This is a genomic window from Deinococcus fonticola (assembly GCF_004634215.1).
Taxonomy (GTDB): Bacteria; Deinococcota; Deinococci; order Deinococcales; family Deinococcaceae; genus Deinococcus; species Deinococcus fonticola.
In genome coordinates this window covers 45,550-62,792 of the sequence record NZ_SMMH01000008.1, presented here as the reverse complement: position 1 = coordinate 62,792, position 17,243 = coordinate 45,550, and the positions used below count along the sequence as shown (strand labels likewise).

18 protein-coding genes are annotated in these 17,243 nt (G+C 66.9%); 11 read left to right on the top strand and 7 right to left on the bottom strand.

Annotated features, from left to right (window positions below; translation table 11 throughout):
* Positions 1-37: 37 nt before the first annotated feature.
* Both uvsE and fni read left to right on the top strand, forming a co-directional pair.
* Positions 38-970, top strand: coding sequence for a UV DNA damage repair endonuclease UvsE (uvsE, locus tag E5Z01_RS06590; protein ID WP_135228642.1), 933 nt, complete (start codon positions 38-40; stop codon positions 968-970).
* A complete protein-coding gene (gene fni / locus E5Z01_RS06585) occupies positions 963-1,979 on the top strand; it encodes a type 2 isopentenyl-diphosphate Delta-isomerase (RefSeq protein WP_135228641.1) in 1,017 nt (338 codons plus the stop codon). Before uvsE ends, fni begins: the two co-directional genes overlap by 8 nt.
* A gap of 43 nt (positions 1,980-2,022) precedes the next feature.
* On the opposite strand, the gene E5Z01_RS06580 is transcribed toward fni, so the two are convergent.
* The gene (locus tag E5Z01_RS06580; RefSeq protein WP_135228640.1) at positions 2,023-2,994 is read right to left on the bottom strand and encodes a phytoene/squalene synthase family protein; all 972 of its coding nucleotides are present in this window, start codon (positions 2,992-2,994) and stop codon (positions 2,023-2,025) included.
* A gap of 307 nt (positions 2,995-3,301) precedes the next feature.
* On the opposite strand from E5Z01_RS06580, the gene E5Z01_RS06575 reads away from it, so the two are divergent.
* The 4 genes from E5Z01_RS06575 to E5Z01_RS06560 are packed head-to-tail and all read left to right on the top strand — an operon-like array spanning position 3,302 to position 7,043.
* Positions 3,302-4,207: a glycine betaine ABC transporter substrate-binding protein gene (locus E5Z01_RS06575; RefSeq protein WP_135228639.1), complete on the top strand. Its 906-nt coding sequence runs from the start codon at positions 3,302-3,304 to the stop codon at positions 4,205-4,207.
* A 1-nt stretch (position 4,208) separates the two neighbouring features.
* Positions 4,209-5,384, top strand: coding sequence for an ABC transporter permease (locus tag E5Z01_RS06570; protein ID WP_338069133.1), 1,176 nt, complete (start codon positions 4,209-4,211; stop codon positions 5,382-5,384).
* Positions 5,377-6,312 carry an ABC transporter ATP-binding protein gene (locus E5Z01_RS06565; protein WP_135228638.1) on the top strand — a complete coding sequence of 312 codons (936 nt, stop codon included), beginning with the start codon at positions 5,377-5,379 and terminating at the stop codon, positions 6,310-6,312. Before E5Z01_RS06570 ends, E5Z01_RS06565 begins: the two co-directional genes overlap by 8 nt.
* Entirely contained in the window at positions 6,300-7,043 is a 744-nt protein-coding gene (locus tag E5Z01_RS06560) for an ABC transporter permease (RefSeq protein WP_135228637.1), read from the top strand. Before E5Z01_RS06565 ends, E5Z01_RS06560 begins: the two co-directional genes overlap by 13 nt.
* A gap of 150 nt (positions 7,044-7,193) precedes the next feature.
* Here E5Z01_RS06560 and E5Z01_RS06555 read toward each other — a convergent pair whose 3' ends face one another.
* Positions 7,194-7,898, bottom strand: a complete 705-nt coding sequence (locus E5Z01_RS06555) for a gamma-glutamyl-gamma-aminobutyrate hydrolase family protein (RefSeq protein WP_135228636.1) — start codon at positions 7,896-7,898, stop codon at positions 7,194-7,196.
* 157 nt (positions 7,899-8,055) lie between these two features.
* Between E5Z01_RS06555 and E5Z01_RS06550 the strand changes: the two genes are divergently transcribed.
* From E5Z01_RS06550 to E5Z01_RS06530, 5 genes are all read left to right on the top strand, one after another.
* A complete protein-coding gene (locus tag E5Z01_RS06550; protein WP_135228635.1) occupies positions 8,056-8,544 on the top strand; it encodes a heme-binding domain-containing protein in 489 nt (162 codons plus the stop codon).
* A 115-nt stretch (positions 8,545-8,659) separates the two neighbouring features.
* Positions 8,660-9,430 (top strand): 3-hydroxybutyrate dehydrogenase, encoded by a 771-nt coding sequence (locus E5Z01_RS06545; RefSeq protein ID WP_135228634.1) that lies wholly within the window; start codon positions 8,660-8,662, stop codon positions 9,428-9,430.
* 129 nt (positions 9,431-9,559) lie between these two features.
* A complete protein-coding gene (locus E5Z01_RS06540; protein WP_135228633.1) occupies positions 9,560-10,258 on the top strand; it encodes a CoA transferase subunit A in 699 nt (232 codons plus the stop codon).
* Positions 10,259-10,325: 67 nt separating this feature from the next.
* Positions 10,326-10,955: a CoA transferase subunit B gene (locus tag E5Z01_RS06535; RefSeq protein WP_119766879.1), complete on the top strand. Its 630-nt coding sequence runs from the start codon at positions 10,326-10,328 to the stop codon at positions 10,953-10,955.
* A gap of 113 nt (positions 10,956-11,068) precedes the next feature.
* A complete protein-coding gene (locus E5Z01_RS06530) occupies positions 11,069-12,601 on the top strand; it encodes a hypothetical protein (protein WP_135228632.1) in 1,533 nt (510 codons plus the stop codon).
* On the opposite strand, the gene E5Z01_RS06525 is transcribed toward E5Z01_RS06530, so the two are convergent.
* The 5 genes from E5Z01_RS06525 to E5Z01_RS06505 all read right to left on the bottom strand — a co-directional run bounded on the left by E5Z01_RS06525 (position 12,561) and on the right by E5Z01_RS06505 (position 17,216).
* On the bottom strand, positions 12,561-13,721 hold the full coding sequence (locus E5Z01_RS06525; protein WP_135228631.1) for an acyl-CoA dehydrogenase family protein: 1,161 nt from the start codon (positions 13,719-13,721) through the stop codon (positions 12,561-12,563). The two genes, E5Z01_RS06530 and E5Z01_RS06525, sit on opposite strands and share 41 nt — an antisense overlap.
* 31 nt (positions 13,722-13,752) lie before the next feature.
* Positions 13,753-14,586 (bottom strand): alpha/beta hydrolase, encoded by an 834-nt coding sequence (locus tag E5Z01_RS06520; protein WP_135228630.1) that lies wholly within the window; start codon positions 14,584-14,586, stop codon positions 13,753-13,755.
* An 81-nt stretch (positions 14,587-14,667) separates the two neighbouring features.
* Positions 14,668-15,408, bottom strand: coding sequence for an ABC transporter ATP-binding protein (locus E5Z01_RS06515; RefSeq protein WP_135228629.1), 741 nt, complete (start codon positions 15,406-15,408; stop codon positions 14,668-14,670).
* Complete coding sequence (locus E5Z01_RS06510) at positions 15,398-16,144, bottom strand: ABC transporter ATP-binding protein (protein WP_119766884.1); 747 nt, start codon at positions 16,142-16,144, stop codon at positions 15,398-15,400. Before E5Z01_RS06510 ends, E5Z01_RS06515 begins: the two co-directional genes overlap by 11 nt.
* Before the next feature lie 133 nt (positions 16,145-16,277).
* A complete protein-coding gene (locus E5Z01_RS06505; protein ID WP_135228628.1) occupies positions 16,278-17,216 on the bottom strand; it encodes a branched-chain amino acid ABC transporter permease in 939 nt (312 codons plus the stop codon).
* Between the last annotated feature and the right edge of the window lie 27 nt (positions 17,217-17,243).

Genomic DNA, 17,243 nt, shown 5'->3' with positions numbered 1-17,243 from the left:
GCCGCCGGCCCGCACCCAGGCACGCTACGCTGGGCGGATGGGAACGCCGCATTACGGTCTGGTCTGTCTTACCGTGGGGCCGGAGGTGCGGTTCAAAACCGTGACCCTCAGCCGCTACCGCACGCTCTCGCCTGCCGGGCGCGAGGAGAAGCTGCTGACTCTGTACCGCGAGAACGTCCGCATTCTGCATTCGGCGGCCGCCTACTGCGCCGCGCGGGGCGTGCGGCTCTACCGCATGAGTTCCAGCCTGTTCCCCATGCTCGACCTGGCCGGCGACGACACCGGCCGCGCGGTGCTGGCCTCGCTGAGCGCCGAGCTGCGGGCCGCCGGGCAGGCCTTCCGGGACGCGGGCATTCGCGTGCTGATGCACCCCGAACAGTTCATCGTGCTGAACAGCGAGCGGCCCGAGGTGCGCGCCAGCAGCCTGCACGCCCTGCAAAGCCACGCCAGCGTGATGGACGCCCTGGGCCTAGAGCGCAGCCCCTGGAACCTGCTGCTGCTGCACGGTGGAAAGGGCGGGCGCGGGGCCGAATTGCAGGCCCTGATTCCCGACCTGCCGCCCGCCGTGCGCCTGCGTCTGGGCCTGGAAAACGACGAACGCGCCTACGGGCCGCAGGACTTGCTGTCCATCTGCGAGGCGACCGGCACGCCTTTCGTGTTCGACGCGCACCACCACGTGGTCAAGGAGCGCCTGGCGGATCAGGAAGACCCCAGCGTGCGCGAGTGGGTGCTGCGGGCGCGGGCCACCTGGACGCCCCCCGAATGGCAGGTCGTTCACCTCAGCAACGGCCTGGAAAACCACCAGGACAGGCGGCACAGTTACCTGATCACGCACCTGCCCAGCGCCTACGCCGACGTGCCCTGGATCGAGGTGGAGGCCAAGGGCAAAGAAGTTGCCCTGGCGGCCCTGATGGGGGCCGTTCCCCTGGAGGCCGCAGGTGAGTCCAGACAGGTGAGCACAGGTGAGTGAGGTGCAGCGCCGCAAGCTGAAGCACATCGACGTGTGTCTCGCGCACGACGTGCAGTTTCAGACAGTGACCACCGGCCTGGAGGCCGTGCCCTGGCCCTACCGCGCCCTGCCCGAGGTGAACCTGGCCGACATCGACCTCTCGACCACCTTCCTGGGCAAGCGCCTGAGTGCGCCGCTCCTGATCGGGGCCATGACCGGCGGCGCCGAGCGCGCCCGCACCATCAACCGCACGCTGGCCGAGGCCGCGCAGGCCACCGGCATCGGCCTGATGCTGGGGTCGCAGCGCGTGATGCTGGACGTGCCCGGCGCCCTATCCAGCTTTCAGGTGCGCAACGTGGCCCCGGACATTCTGCTGATCGGCAACCTGGGTCTGGGTCAGCTGATGAAGGGCTACGGCCCGGCGGAACTGGAACGCGCCGCTGCGCTGGTGGGCGCCGACGCCGTGGCTGTTCATCTCAATCCTCTCCAGGAGGCCATGCAGGCAAGCGGGGATACGGCCTACCAGGGGGCCACCGCCCGCTTGCATCAGGTGATCCGCGAAAGCCGCGTGCCCCTCCTGGTCAAGGAAGTCGGTCACGGGATTTCCGGTGGGGTGGCGGCCTCTCTGGCTGATCTGCCGCTGGCCGCGCTGGACGTGGCCGGGGCAGGCGGCACCTCCTGGGCCCGGGTGGAGGCGCTGGCGCGTTATGGAGAAGTGCGCTTCGGGCCGCTGTGCGAAGTGGGCCTGCCCACTGCCCAGGCCCTGCGCGAGTGCCGGGCGGCCCTGCCACGGGTACCGCTGGTGGCCTCCGGCGGCATTCGCAGCGGCCTGGACATGGCCCGCGCCCTGACGCTGGGGGCGCATGTCAACGCTGTCGCGCTTCCCTTCCTGCCTCTCGCCTTGGAGGGCGTGCAGGCGGTTATCGACCACATCGAGACGCTGAAGCAGGAACTGCGGGTGGCCCTCTTCGTGGCGGGTTACCGGAGCGTACGGGACGTGCAGGCCCGCACGACTGAACTGGCCCGGTAATCCTGATTTGTCTGGGCGCATAGCCTCATCTGGGTGCAGGGCCTCAGTCGGCACTCTCGGTGGGGGAGACGTTGCGGGGCGCCATGACCCGGGCGTACTGGCGTTCCAGCCAGCTGATCGGGCACACATCGATCGGTTCGCGGAAGTCGCGCTGCGCCCCCCACAGCAGCTTCAATTTGTGCCACCCCGACACGTGCGCCCGGTAAGTCAGGTTGTCGAAATCGTTGTTCTCCAAGTCGGTCAGGATGGCGGCGTAGGCGCGGGCGGCGGCGGCCACGCCTACCCTTGAGCGTCCGTCGAGCTGCGGCACGTGCGCTTCCCCCAGCGCATACCACGCCCTCGCCTCATCAGCCAGGTGGCGCAGCAGGCGGCTGTACTTGGGCGAGCGTTGCCCGGCCTGCAACTCGGCGTGCGACACACCATACCTTTCCAGCAGCTCGCGCGGCAGATACACGCGGCCCCGCCGCAGGTCTTCCCCAACATCGCGCAGGATATTGGTCAGTTGCATGGCCTCGCCCAGCTGCACCGCGCCGTCCAGCGTGGCCTGTCCGCCCCGGTAACCGCTGATGGGGGCGATCATCAGGCCCACCACGCCGGCCACCCGCCGGCAGTACAGCCGCAGGTCGTCCATGGTGTCGTAGGCCTGCCCGCGCAGGTCCATGCAGAACCCCTCGAACATTTCCTCGAAGGCACTGAGAGGAATGGCGTACTGACCCGCGGCCCAAGCCAGCGCCCGCTGCATCTCGCTCTGACCGGCTTCACCGGCAAAGGCCGAGCGCACCTCGGCGCGCCACGCCAGCAGGTTTTGCCAGGCGCCCGCGCCGGTCTGCTCGTCGGCAATGTCGTCTCCGACCCGGCAGGCGGCGTACACCGCCCACACCGCCTCGCGCTGACCCGGCGGGTACAGCAGCGATCCCAGGTAAAAGGTCTTGCTGTGCGTTCGGGTGACCTGCCGCGCCCATTCCAGGGCGGCTTTCGGACGTGCAGGGTAAGACAGTGCAGGGTTGGATGCCATAAACCACCTGGGGACACGACGCGGCAAGAAGCACAGGAAGCAGGAAAATCGAAACTGACGCTGAACTGACCGCCAGCATAAGCGCCTGTCGCGGCCCGGCCATGAACGCCTCAGAGGGGAATCTTAAGGCTAGCCGGGGTGGCCGGCAAGCGTTAAGGCTTGCTAAGCGGCGGTGGTGGCACGTTTCCTTTTTGGGGGCCGGCGGGTGTGGAAGCATGGCGCACGGCTCGCCCCCATCCTTCCCCTTATATTGCACCGGCCCTGACCGCACCGACCCGCCCCCTGCCTGTACCGATTGGAGACTGCTATGTTCCGTGCCCTGACCCTGCTGACCACCCTGGCCCTGACCACCGCCGCTGCCGCGCAACCCATCGTGGTGGGCAGCAAACTCGACCCGGAAGCGCAGATTCTGGGCCAGATGATCGTGCTGACGCTGCGGAATGCCGGGCTGCAAGTCACCGACAAGACCAACCTGGGCGACACCGGCGTGAACCGCAAAGCCATTCAGGCCGGAGAGATCGACGTGTACCCCGAGTACACCGGCAACGCCGTATACCTGTTTCCCAAGGCCAAGATCACCGCCAAGCAGGCCGGATCGCCTGGCACCATCTACGGCCTGGCGCGGCAACTCGACCTGAAAAACGGCATCACCTGGCTGAAGCCCGCCAACGTGAACAACACCTGGGTGATTGCCGTGCCGCAGAGCCTGGCGAGCAGCGCCAAACTGAGCAGCGTCTCGGATCTGGCGCGTTACCTGAAAAGCGGCGGGAAATTCAAGATTGCCGGCAGCCCCGAGTTCTTCAACCGCCCCGACACCATGCCGGCCTTCGAGGCCGCTTACGGCTTCAAGCTGAGCGCCGCGCAGAAACTGGTGCTGGCCGGGGCCACCCCCCCACAGACCCAGCAGGCGGCGGCGGGCGGCACCAGCGGCGTCAACGCGGCCATGGCCTACGGCACCGACGGCACCCTGGCGGCCCTGAAACTGGTTGCCCTGAAAGACCCCAAGGGTGCCCAGGCGGTGTACCAGCCCGCGCCTATCATTCGCAGCGGCACCCTGAAAGCCAACCCGCAGATCGAGGGCCTCCTGAATAAGGTCTTCGCCTCGCTGAACCAGGCCACGCTGCAGGGGCTGAACGCGCAGGTGGCGCTGGAGGGCCGCACCGCCCAGGACGTGGCGCAGGCTTACCTGAAAAGCAAGGGCTTCCTGAAATAACGTGACCGCCCCCGGTTCAGGCCCGCAGCGGGATCAGGTGCGGGGCACGGCGCGCACCACGGCCCTGCTGGCGGCCGTGCCCATGCTGGCTTCGGCTTTTCTGCCCTGGGTGCTGCTGCGCCCCAACCGCCTGGCGCCGGGCGAGTGGCTGGGGCTGCCGGCCAGCGCTGCGGCGGGCCTCCTGGGCCTGAGCGGGGTATTTCTGCTGCTGGCCTGGCGGCGGCCTAACTGGGCCTGGGTGCCCGCCACGCTGACGCTGCCCGCCGCCCTGTGGCTGCTGGGCAGCCAGACCCACACGGCCCTGGCGGGCCAGCCGGAGTTCGCGCGCGCCAGCGCCGCCTCCGGCTTCTGGGTCTTTCTGCTGGGGGCGGGCATCGCACTGTACGCTGCCCAGCGTTCGCTGCCGGCGGCGCAGCGCGGGCTGACCTGGCTGTGGCTGCTGCCGGTGGGCCTGCTGGTGTTCACGGGGCACCTGAACACCTGGTCGGTGCTGGTCGAGGGAAGCCGCGAGGGTGCCCGCTGGGCTCAGGAACTGGGGCAGCACCTGAAACTGACTGGCCTGGCGCTGCTGTTCGCCCTGCTGCTGGGCGTGCCGCTGGCGGTCTGGGCAGCGGGGCGAGAGGGGGTGGCGCGCGCGGTGCTGGGCCTGGCCAACGCCGTTCAGACGGTGCCCAGTCTGGCCCTGCTGGGCTTGCTGATCGCCCCGCTTTCGGCACTGGCCCGCGCTTTTCCGGGGCTGCGCGAGGTGGGGGTCAGCGGGATCGGTGTGGCCCCGGCGCTGTGCGCCATGACGCTGTACGCCCTGCTGCCGGTGCTGCGCAACGGCGTGGTGGGGCTGCGCGGCGTGAACCCCGGCACACTGGAGGCCGCCACCGGCATGGGCATGACCGCTGGGCAGCGCTTCTGGCGGGTGCAGCTGCCGCTGGCCCTGCCGGTGTGGCTGACCGGCATCCGCCAGGCCGCCGTGATGCTGGTCGGCGTGGCGGCGGTGGCCGCCCTGATCGGCGCGGGGGGCCTGGGCACCTACATCTTCAAGGGTCTACAAAGTGCCGCCGCCGACCTGATCCTGCTGGGGGCGGTGCCGGCCACGCTTCTGGCGGTACTGATCGACGGGGCGCTGCGTGGGCTAGAGGGTTTGCTGGGCCAGCGGCTGGGCCGGGTGGGCAACCATGATTGAACTGGTACACCTGGAAAAACGCTACGGGGACGCGCTGGCCGTGCGCGACCTGAGCGTGTCTTTCCCCGATGGGGCCATCACCGCGCTGCTGGGGCCTTCGGGCTGCGGCAAGACCACCACCCTGCGCATGATCAACCGCCTGATCGAACCCACCTCCGGGCAGGTGCTGCTCGGTGGGCAGGACACCCGGAACCTGCGCCCGGAGGTGCTGCGGCGCGGCATCGGCTACGTGATTCAGCAGATCGGGCTTTTTCCGCACCTGAGCGTGGCCCAGAATGTCGCCACGGTGCCGGACCTGCTAGGCAAAGATCGCCGCGCCACCGCCCGGCGTGTGGACGAGCTGCTACAGCTGGTGGGCCTCGACCCGGCCACCTTCCGGGAGAAACGTCCGGCGCAACTGTCGGGCGGTCAGGCGCAGCGGGTCGGGGTGGCCCGCGCCCTGGCGGCCGACCCACCGGTGCTGCTGATGGACGAACCCTTCGGGGCCCTGGACCCCATCGGGCGCGAGGCGCTGCAAACGGCCTTTCGGCAGATTCAGCGGCAACTCGGCAAGACGGTGGTGATGGTCACGCACGACATCGACGAGGCCCTGCGCCTGGCCGACCATATCGCCCTGATGAACGCCGGGCGGCTGGAGCAGTTCGGTTCGCCGGACGACCTGGTGTTCCGCCCCGCTTCCGGGTTCGTCTCGCAGTTTCTGGGTGAGGACATCGTGCTCCGGCGCCTGGCCGCCGTACCCGTGATGCGCTTCGTGCAGCCCGGCCCGGCACTCGGCCTGCCCGGCGTACCCGCCGGCGTGTCGGCCCGCACCGCCCTGAGCCTCATGCTTCAGGAGCATGTGGACACGCTGGCGGTCGAGCAGGACGGCCAGCCCCTGGGCACCGTGACCTGGGACGACCTGCGCCAGGGCCGAACATGCCTTCCCTGAACCGGCCCTCTCTGAAACGTGGAAACTGGCGCCCGGGCACGCTGCTGTGGCCGGCGCTGCTGGGCCTGGCGCTGCTGCCGGGGGTGCTGCCGCGCCTGATCAACACCCTGAACCTGGGCGAGGTGCCGCTGAGCCCGGACACGCCGTTGTGGCGGCTGACCCTGACCCACCTCTTGCTGGTGGGCCTCGGCACGGTTCTGGTGGTGCTGATCGGCTGGCCGCTGGCGGTGCTGGTCACGCGCCCGGGCCGTGAAGACCTGCGTGACCTGGCGCAGACGCTGGTGGGCTTCGGGCAGACGGTGCCGACCCTGGCCATTCTGGCGCTGGCGGTGCCGCTGCTGGGCTTCGGCTGGCCGCCCACGCTGCTGGGCCTGGTGCTGTACGGTCTGCTGCCGGTGGTCGGCAACGCCGTGGCCGGGCTGCGCGGCGTCGACCGGGGCGCCCTGGACGCCGCGCGCGGCATGGGCATGACCGGCGCCCAGACCCTGCGGCGCGTCGAGTGGCCGCTGGCCCTGCCGGTCATGCTGGCCGGGGTGCGCACCGCCGGGGTGTACAACGTCGGCACCGCCACCATCGGCGCGGCGCTGGGTGCGGGCGGGCTGGGCGAACCCATCATCAACGGCCTCTCGCAGCAGAACACCGCCCTGGTGCTGCTGGGTGCTGTCCTGAGCGCCCTGCTGGCCCTCAGCTTGGACGCTGCCCTGAGCCTGCTGCCCACTTCCGGCGATTGAGGAAGTCCTACGCACGGCGTCCAATTCCATAGGATTGCAGCAAAGCACCGCAATCCTGGTCCATCTCCCGCAGCACGTGTTTTTTGCTTCTCCTTTCAGTAGGGTGATATCGCCGGGAAGCAGCGATATCACCCCAATTGGGATCAGGCACTACAACAGGCGACGAAAGGCCCGGAAAGTGCCCTGTGTGTCCGGGTGCGCTGCAAAAGTCAATTCGGGGTGCCACTGTACGGCGATGAGGCCCTCTCCCTCTAAGGCCTCCACGATGCCGTCCGGGGCGACGGCGGCGCAGCGCAGGGTGGGGGCCAGGCGGTCGAGCGCCTGGTGGTGGTACGAATTCACGAAGACCTTCTGGGCGCCGTGACACTCGGCCAGCAGGCTGCCCGGCGTGAACTGCACCTCGTGGCCCACGGCAGGCGGGCTGGCCTGCTGCGCGTGATCGACCCACGCCTCCGGCACGTCCGGCAGGTGCTGATGCAGCGTGCCGCCCTCCAGCACGTTCAGCAGTTGCACGCCCCGGCAAATGCCGAAGGTGGGTTTTCCGAGTTGCCGCGCCGCGCGGTACAGCGCGATCTCGAAGGCGTCGCGCCCCTCGTCCACGGTTCCCAGGCCGCGCCGGGGATGTTGCCCGAAATGCCGCGGGTGCACGTCCACACCGCCCGTGAACAGCACGGCGTCCAGCTGCCGGGCGTAGCTTTCGGCCAGCTCGGGCAGGTTGGGCAGCAGCACGGGCAGCGTCTCCACCGCCTCCAGGCCCTCCATGTAGCGGCGGGAGGTGCCGTTGAACAGGCGGCCCAGGCCGCTGTCCTCGCTGGGTTGAGAGGTGGTCAGGCCGATCAGCGGGCGGGCGCTCATGCCCGCAGCATAGTGCGCCCCTGGCAAGCCATCTATCCCTGGCAGCTTTCCCGACTAAACCAATGCGGATGCGGGTTGCTGCCGCCCTGCCGAAGCCCTACCCTGCACTTATCAGGAAGTTTTCCTATTCAGTTAGACCCTGAACAAGGAGAAGCCGATGCACCTCACCCGCCAATCACACTGGAGCCCCGCCCGCATCCTGGGCCTGCTGCTAGGTCTGTTTATTGTGCTGCAACTTGTGCCGTATGGTCGTGCCCATGCCAACCCGTCGGCAGCAGTGGAGCCGCAGTGGGACAGCCCCAGTACCAGAGCCCTGTTTGACCGCGCCTGCGCCGACTGCCACAGCCACCGCACGAAGTGGCCCTGGTACAGCAACGTGGCCCCGGTGTCCTGGCTGGTGCAAAACCACGTTGACGAGGGCCGCCACAAATTCAACATCAACACCCCCGGTTTTGGCCGCGACGCCGACGAGGCCGCCAGCCAGGTGCGCAAAGGGGCCATGCCCGAGAAAACCTACCTGCCCATGCACCCCGAAGCGCGCCTGACGGATACCGAACGCGACCAGCTTATCCGGGGGTTGCAAGCGACCTTCGGCGGCGAGCCGGAAGCCGGCAACGGCGAATCGGGTGACAACGACGGCGACTGAAGCCTCTGACCCGCACGCCATGAACGCGTCTGGATATTCACGGCTGTGGGGCAGTTCATACGGCCGGCTGTCAGGCTGTCACCACGCCGTAACGGCCGCTTTCTAGAATCACCGCATGACAGACCGCACAGAAAGTCGTGTCGCGCTGGTGACGGGCGGCACCAGTGGAATCGGCCTGGCCATCGCCCAGCGCCTCAAAGCCGATGGCCTCGCCGTCGCCGTCCTCGACCTGGATCGCCCGCACAGCCGCGAACTGGCCGAACGGGAGGGGCTGACCTTCATCGGCGCGGATCTGAGCCGCCGGGCCGACTGCCGCCGCGCCGTCGATGAGGTCGTGGCGGCGCTGGGCGGCCTGGACGTGCTGGTGAACAACGCCGGCTTCCAGCACATCGACCCCATTCCCGACTTTCCCGAGGACACCTGGGACACCATGATTCACGTGATGCTGACCGCACCCTTCCTGCTCAGCAAGTACGCCTGGCTGCACCTGCGCCGCAGTGGACAGGGCCGCATCATCAACGTCGCCAGCATTCACGGGCACGTCGCCAGCCCCTTCAAGAGCGCCTACATCAGCGCCAAGCACGGCCTGATCGGTTTCACGCGCACCGCCGCGCTGGAAGCCGGCGAGCAGGGCCTGACCGTGAACGCCATCTGCCCCGGCTACGTGCGCACGCCCCTGGTCGAAGGGCAAATTGCCGACCAGGCCCGCACGCGCGGCATTACCCCGGAGGAAGTCGAGCAGAAAGTCATGCTGGAACCTGCCGCCATCAAAAAACTTCTGAACCCGGAGGACATCGCGGCGCTGGCCAGCTACGTCGCCAGTCCCGCCGCCTGGGGCATGACCGGCGCTGTGCTGGACATCGACCTGGGCTGGACGGCCCGCTGAGGGCGCTGCCCACTCGACGGGGCTGGACGTCGGAAAAATCCCCTCCCGGCGTTCTTTTTCCACAATCCTTGCCCTGCTACTGACGGCGTACCGCGCCGCGCCGCCCGCGCACTTTACACTGGAGACACCATGAACAAGGTTTACGCGAGCGCCGACGAGGCGCTGAAGGACATCGTGAAGGACGGGCAGACGGTGGCCGTCGGGGGATTTGGCCTGTGCGGCATTCCCGAGGCGCTGATTCAGGCCCTGCATGACAGCGGCGCCACCCACCTGACCGCCGTGAGCAACAACGCGGGCGTGGACGGCTGGGGCCTGGGCAAACTGCTGGAAACCCGCCAGATCCGCAAAATGATCAGCAGTTACGTCGGCGAGAACAAGGAATTCGAGCGCCAGTACCTGGCCGGCGAACTGGAACTGGAATTCACGCCGCAGGGCACGTTGGCCGAACGCATGCGGGCCGGCGGCGCGGGCATTCCCGGGTTTTACACCAAAACAGGCGTCGGCACGGTCGTGGCCGAGGGCAAGGAGCACAAGGACTTTGACGGTCAGACGTACATCCTGGAGCGCGGCATCGTGGCCGACCTGAGCCTGGTGAAAGCCTGGAAGGCCGACAAAGCTGGTAACCTGGTGTACCGCAAGACCGCGCAGAACTTCAATCCGGTGGTCGCCACCTGCGGGCGGGTCACGGTGGCCGAGGTCGAGGAGATCGTGGAGGTCGGCGCACTCGACCCCGACAGCATCGACACACCCAGCATCTACGTTCACCGGATCGTGCTGAACGCGGCCCCCGAAAAACGCATCGAGCAAAGGACGGTCAGGTCATCATGACTGCCGCCAAGCCCAAGAACGGTGTTTTCCTTCTCTTGACGGAGACTTCGCGTCTCTGGAGGTTGTAATGCCCTGGAACCGTGACCAGATGGCCCAACGCGCCGCGAAAGAACTTCAGGACGGTTACTACGTGAATCTCGGCATCGGCTTGCCCACGCTGGTCGCCAACCACATCCCCGAGGGCGTGTCTGTGATGCTGCAATCCGAGAACGGCCTGCTGGGCATCGGGCCTTTTCCGACCGAGGATCAGGTCGATCCGGACCTGATCAATGCCGGCAAGCAGACGGTCACGGCCCTGCCCGGCGCGAGTTTCTTTTCCAGCGCCGAGTCGTTTGCCATGATTCGCGGCGGCAAGATCAACCTGGCCATTCTGGGGGCCATGCAGGTGAGCGAAAAAGGCGACCTGGCCAACTGGATGATTCCCGGCAAGATGGTCAAGGGCATGGGCGGCGCAATGGACCTGGTGGCGGGCGTGCAGCGCGTGGTGGTGCTGATGGAACACGTGGCCAAGGGAGACGCGCACAAGATCCTGAAAGACTGCAACCTGCCGCTGACCGGCCAGCGTGTGGTAAACCGCATCATCACCGATCTGGGCGTGCTGGATGTGACCGAGCATGGCCTGAAACTGGTGGAACTCGCGCCAGACGTAACCCTGGACGAACTGCGGGCCAAAACCGGGGCTGACATTCACGAGTAAAGGCTGACTTTTCGCTCTGCCTGGAGGGAACTTCCCTGCAGGCTTTTCTTTTGTTGCACACTTCCTGTAGGATTTTTCAAAGAAGAGAAACTCTGGGCCGCTGAGGGGGTGGGATGACAGCCAAATCGTTCTCGACGCCGCTTCAATCATTGCCTGACCCTGCCGCGCCCGCCCTGGAATTGCGTCTGCGCGGAGCTGCCGAGGTGCGCCTGCATGGCCGCAAACTGCCTTGCCCAGACCGCGTGCTGCGCCTGCTGGCGGTACTGGCGCTGGACGGCCCGCAAAGCCGCCTGCAGGTCGCTGACCTGTTGTGGGACGGTTCGAGTTCGCAGGTACTGCACAACCTGCGCATGGCCTTGCTGCGCCTGCGGCAACTGCTGGGCGCGGAGGCCCCCCTGCTGCAAAGTCAGCGCGGAGCCCTGCACCTGGATATGGGGCGCGTGTGGGTGGACGTTCTGCACGTCGGCACCGAGCCTTTCCCGGTGGAGGCAGACTGGCCGGAGTTCATGCCTGCCCAGCGCACCGGCGGCAGTGAACGCTGGCTGGAATGGGCCGCCGGCAAAGCTGAACTGTACCCGCCGCAGAGGCGGCGTTGCCTGCCCGCCACTGCTCTCTTTGACCCGCACAGCGAACCTCTGCTCCGCGCCAGGCCCGCCGACCAACGCGCCGCCGAACAGGCCGACGCCGCCATGAAAGCTCTGGTACAGGGCAAAACAAATTTGGCCCAGACCCTGGCGCAGGATGCCCTGACCCTGGTGAAAACAGGTGAAGGGGCAGCCCTGGCACTGGATGTGCTGACTCACGTGGCCCTGGAACAGGACGAGTATCAGCAGGCCAAACAGCTCAACCGGCGGGCCATGGAGTGCGCCCCGGCCCCTCTAGCCGACGTGTGTTACACCGCCGCATACCTGGCTGACCTGGACGGTCAGGCTGAGCAGGCCGAGCGGCTGGCTCTGCTGGGCCTGGCCCACCAGTCCAGGGGGCAGTCCCCGGCACTGTGGCTGGCCACCATCGCCAGTTCGTACGACACCCGCCAGGACTTTCACACGGCTCGCCTGTGGCACGAACTGGCCCTGAACGCTGCCCGGCGACACCCGGCCAGATACCAGCAGTGCGGCGCCACCACCTTCTACCTGTGGCACCTGAACACCACCGGCTTCGCGCCGCAGGCGCAGGAACTGGCGCGTGAGGCCCTGGATCTGGGGGAATTCAGCATGACCCCATATATTTACAATTCCCTGGCGGTGGCGCAGGTGCACCAGGGCAAGCTGGAACGCGCCCTGGAAACTTACCAGCGCGGCCAGCACCTGTTCAGTGAAAGCCTGACCCTGATGGCCAGTGCGAAAATGGCCCGCATCTATCACCTGCTGGGAGAAACCGGCGCCGCCATCGAGCGGCTGCTGGGCCACCTGCCCCGGCTGGAGCACTCGGATGACGGACGGGCCAGGTTCGAGTGGGCTGTGGCCGCCCTGACCGTCGCGCCAGCTGAACTCGGCCCCACTGAACTTGGCCCCGCAGCGTTGCGCGGCGTGCAGGGCTTTCAGACCAACGAACCCAACCTCATCCGGGAATTCCGGGAACTACGCGCCCGCCACGCCAGTGCCCTTACTCCAGGGCGCCCTGCCCGGTCAGGTGCCGCCCGATGATGAGGGTGTGGATGTCGTGCGTTCCCTCGTAGGTGTCCACCGTTTCCAGGTTCAACATGTGGCGGATCACGGGGTACTCGGTGGTAATTCCGTTTCCGCCGTGCATCTCGCGGGCCAGCCGCGCCCCGCTGAGGGCCACGCGGACGTTGTTGCGTTTGGCGTAGCTGACCTGTGCGAAGTTCATCTTACCGGCGTCCTTGAGTTGCCCCAGCCGCCACGCCAGCAGCAGGCCCGTGGTGTGGTCGGTCGCCATGCGCACCAGTTTGTCCTGAATGAGCTGCCGCGCCGCGATGGGTTTCCCGAAGGTCGTGCGGTCGGTCGTGTAATCGATGCTTGAGCGCAAGACCGCTTCCAACGCCCCGATCGCCCCCCAGGCAATCCCGAAGCGGGCCGAAGTCAGGCACGACAGCGGGCTTTTCAGCCCATTACTTTTCGGCAGCAGGTTCTGCGCCGGAATGCGGCAGTCTTCCAGCACGATCTCCCCGGTCACGCTGGCCCGCAGGCTCATCTTGCGGTGAATTTTCGGGGCGCTGAACCCCGGCGTATCGGTGGGAACGATAAAACCGCGAATCACGCCGTCATCGTCCTTGGCCCATACCACCGCCACGTCCGCCACCGGGCTGTTGGTGATCCACATTTTATTCCCGTTCAGCACGTAGGAATCCCCGTCCTTGCGGGCGCGGGTACGCATGGCGCCGGGGTCGGAGCCGCCGTCGGGTTCGGTCAGGCCGAAGCAACCGATCAACTCGCCCGCAGCCAGCCCGGGCAGCCATTTCTTCTTCTGCTCCTCGCTGCCGAATTCATGGATGGGAAACATCACCAGGCTGCCCTGCACGCTCGCCGCGCTGCGCAGACCGCTGTCCACGCGCTCCAGTTCGTACATCATCGCGCCGTAGGCACTGTAGGATGCGCCCGCGCCGCCGTATTCCTCGGCAATGGTCGGGCCGAGCAGGCCCATGCTGCCAAACTGCTTCATCACGTCCTTGACAGGAAAATCTCCGGAATCCCACCAGTCGGCGATCTGGGGCATGAGTTCCTCGTCACAGTAGGAACGGATCGACTCGCGCACCAGGCGTTCATCGGGTTGCAGCAGGTCATTCACTTTGAATTCATCGAACATGGCACTCCTTCGGGCTGGTCAGGCCAGGGAATTAAGGGTCAAGAGGCTCAGGATTCAGGCGGTCGAGCAACGGTTGGAGTAGCGTCAGCAGGTCGTCCGGGGCGTCGAAGTGGTGGCGTCCAGGCAGGTCGTTGGGCGGGGAGGCGACGGTGGGCCAGGCCGCAGTGAGCTTGCCGCTCTGGTCGTGGAAAGACTTGGACTCCAGGGCGCCGACCGCCACGATGAACGGGGCCGGGCTGGTGGGCGGGTGGCTGATAGGGCTGAGGGCACGGGCCTCGTCTTCACTGAGGTTCAAGTCCGGTTGCAGTTCGGTGAGACGCAGGGGCAGCAGGTCGTACAGGCCGCTGATGCCGATGCTGCCCGCCAGTTGCGGCGCAGGCAGTCCTTCGGCCGGCCAGTCGGTGCAGTGAATCATGGCCGTCAGGTGGCCGCCCGCCGAGTGCCCGGAAACGAACAGCGGGCCTGGATACGACTGGGCTACCAGCGAGGCCGCTTCACGCGCCTGCCGCACGATCTGCCGCAGCGTCACCCCCGGCGCAAGGTCGTAACTCATGACCGCCACGCGCACGCCCTCCCGCAGAAGTGGCGCGCCCACATAAGAGAAGTGATCTTTGTAGAACGCTTTCCAGTACCCGCCGTGAATGAACAGCAGGGTCGCCCGCGCCTCGCCCACGGGTTCAAACACGTCCAGGCGCTCATGCTCGCCGTGGCCGTAAGCCAGTTCCTGCGGCGGGTGCTGTTCACGCAGGGCAGCACTGTCCCGCGCCCACGCCCCGAAATACTCCCGCGCGTTGGGCACGCTCTGAGACGGCATGTACTCCGTGTTCACCGCAGGGTCAAACAGGTTTTGATGTGGGTCAGTCATTGGATTCTCGTCGGATTTCCGTCAAAGGGTCTGAGGGGAGGGGCTGAACGTCATTTCTGGCAGGACACCGGGTTCACGGCTCTACACGCTCAGGTACTCCCAGGCGGTTTTGTCGGCTTCCAGCTGGGCACTGTTGCCCTGCCACACGACCTGCCCGCGTTCCAGGATGGTGTGCTGGTCGGCCAGGGTCATCAGGCGGCGCACGTACTTGTCGATCACCAGGATGCTCTGCCCGCTTTCCCGCAGCAGGGTGAGGCAACGCCACACTTCCTCGCGCATGAGCGGAGCCAGGCCCTCGGTGGCTTCATCCAGAATCAGGAGCTTCGGGTTGGTGATCAGCGCCCGGCCAATCGCCAGCATCTGCTGTTCGCCGCCCGAGAGTTGCTGCCCTCCATGGTGACGGCGTTCGTGCAGGCGGGGGAACAGCTCGTAGACACGCCCCGGTGTCCAGTGGTTGCCGTGGCGCTTCAGGTGAAAGGCAATCAGGTGTTCTTCGACGCTGAGGTTCGGGAACACCTGCCGGCCTTCCGGCACGACCGCCAGCCCGCGCGCCACGACGGCTTCCGGCGAGAGCTTGGTCATGTCCTGCCCGTCGAACAGAATGCGTCCTGAACGCGCGGCATTCAGCCCCATGAGGGTGCGGACGGTGGTGGTTTTGCCCATGCCGTTGCGGCCCAGCAGGGCGTGCGTTTCGCCTTTGCCGACGCGGAACGAAAGGCCGTGCAGGACTCTGGCGCTGCCGTACCCGCCGTGCAGGTCGGTGACTTCCAGCAGCGCAGACTCAGGTGGCCCAGACTCAGGTGATGCCGACTCAGGCCGCATGGTCGTCCCCCAGGTAAGCTTTCTGCACTTCCGGGTCGTTCTTGATGGCGTCCGGCGTGCCACTGGCGATGATCTGCCCGTACACCAGCACGCTCACGTCGCGGGCCAGCGAGAACACTGCGTCCATGTCATGCTCGATCAGCAGGACGGAGCGCGTGGCAGCGATGCGCCGGATGAGCTGCACCATCTGCCCGCTTTCCTCGTGGCCCAAGCCCGCCATGGGTTCGTCCATCAGCAGGAAGCGCGGCTGGCTGGCGAGGGCCAGCGCCACGTCCAGTTGCTTGCGCTCGCCGTGAGACAGCGCCGAGGCCGGCTGATGGAGGCGCGAGGTCAGACCGACTTCCTCGGCAATGTCGGCGGCCTGACGGTACAGGTTCCGCTCGTGCGCGACGGGTTGCCAGAAACGGAAGGAGGAACCGCTGCGGCCCTGAACGCTCAGGGCGATGTTGCGTTCCACCGTCCAGTCCGGGTAAATGCTGGTGATCTGGTAGGTGCGCGACAGGCCGCGCGCCACGCGGCCCGGCATGTCCACGCGGCTCACGTCCTGCCCGTCCAGCAGCACCCGCCCGGACGAGGGGGTCAAGGCGCCGGACAGCAGGTTCACCAGGGTGGTTTTGCCCGCCCCGTTCGGCCCGATCAGCGCGTGAACGCCGCTGCCCTCGACGCGCAAATTGACGTTCTGCGTGGCGGCCAGCGCCCCGAAATTCTTCACGAGGTTCTCGGCGACGAGGCTCATATAACCTCCGATGGAAAGCCCCAATCGTGGGGCCTGGAATCCGACCAGAGGGAGAAAGAGCAAAGATGGCCTTCGTGAAATGCAGCCAGAAGTGGAGCTTTCCCACTTTTGGCGAAATGGAATGGATGCCATCTCACGGCGTCACCCCTTTCTTACGGTTAAAGAGTGTGCCCAGACTGCCCAGACCTTTCGGCACGAACAGCATCACGCCCAGCAGAATCAACCCCACGAAGAGGGGCCAGCGCTCGGTGATTTCGCCGAGGTATTCCTCCAGGCCCAGCAGCACCACCGTGCCCAGCAGCCCTGCCCAGAAGGAACCCACGCCGCCCAGAATGACCATCATCATGAACTGACCCGACTGGTGCCACGACAGCAGACTGGGGTTGGCAAACCCGCTGAGCTGCGTCATCAGGACGCCGGCCAGGCCCGCCAGCGCCCCGCCGATCACGAAGTTCACCAGCTGCACCTGCCGCACCGGATAGCCCAGCGCCAGCGTGCGCGTCTCGTTGTCGCGGGCGGCCTGCACCACCTCGCCAAAGCGGCTGTGAACCACGCGCCAGATCACGAACAGGCCCAGCGTCAGGAAAACAAGCGCCGTGTAGTACATGGCCCGGTCGTCTCCCAGCGTCACCTCGCCCCACAGCGCGGCGCGGCTGAGGCGCAGGCCATCCTCGCCGCCCAGCGAAGCGGACGACACCGCCAGGTAGTACAGCATCTGCGCCAGCGCCAACGTGATCATGATGAAGTACACCCCACGAGTCCGCAGCGCCCCCCAGCCGAACGCGAACGCCAGCAGAGCCGAAACGCCCGTTCCTCCCAGCAACTGCGCCGGGAACCCCGCGCCCTTGGCGGCCAGCAGCGCCGCCGCATAGGCCCCCGCCCCGAAGTACGCCGCGTGACCGAAACTCACCAGGCCGCCGTACCCCAGAATCAGGTTGAGCGCACTGGCGGCCAGCGCGACCACCAGAATGCGCGACGCGAACGAAATGTAGTACTCCTGCCCGAGCGCCGTCAGAATGAATGGCAGGGCCAGGCCCAGCGCCAGCAGAAGAAAAGGCAGGGCGCGTTTCATGGCGCCGTCCTTTCGCGGGAGGCGGGG